This window comes from Bacillus sp. JJ1127, assembly GCF_036965845.1.
In the GTDB taxonomy this organism is placed as follows: Bacteria; Bacillota; Bacilli; order Bacillales; family Bacillaceae_G; genus Bacillus_A.
In genome coordinates, this window is the sequence record NZ_JBALQK010000338.1 from 3,281 (window position 1) to 3,781 (window position 501).

2 protein-coding genes are annotated in these 501 nt (G+C 31.9%); both read right to left on the reverse strand.

Annotation, left to right across the window (positions count from 1 at the left end; translation table 11 throughout):
- Positions 1-190, reverse strand: a 190-nt coding sequence (locus V7183_RS23990; RefSeq protein WP_335361078.1) for a hypothetical protein, incomplete at its 3' end; no start/stop codon positions are given.
- Between the two features lie 24 nt (positions 191-214).
- Positions 215-424, reverse strand: a complete 210-nt coding sequence (locus V7183_RS23995; RefSeq protein ID WP_335361079.1) for a hypothetical protein — start codon at positions 422-424, stop codon at positions 215-217.
- Positions 425-501 lie beyond the last annotated feature (77 nt).

Below are 501 nucleotides of genomic sequence, written 5' to 3' on the forward strand. Positions count from 1 at the left end.
CAAGCCAATTCCTACCATAGTATATGAGAAGAACGGCAACGAAAATTGCTACGGTATAAGAAATAATAACGCTTAGTAATTGTGTCATGGTCAATTTTTTATACGTCTCTTTTATCTCTTTTCTACGCTCCCATGACACATATATCAATGCTAATATAGAAAGAATCGAAAATATATTCCCCATACTCACAGTCAGCTTTTCCCCTCCTCTACATTAACTTATTTCCTTCTGTTTATCGTTAATCAAAAAGATAATATCACCAATAATAATAGCTCCTATAATAACCTGCGCTACATAATCCATTGTTGTTGGGCCACCAACTTTATTCATCATTATGTATATTCCAGTAATGAATGAGATAGAAAGGCAAACCAGTAATGTAATCTCTATATGTTCATATAGTTTTTGGAAGAAACGTTTCATTGGTATCACTCCTTCACATCTAATTTACCATAAAATTCATATATTAGTTGACACTTACAGATATACGTAATATATTC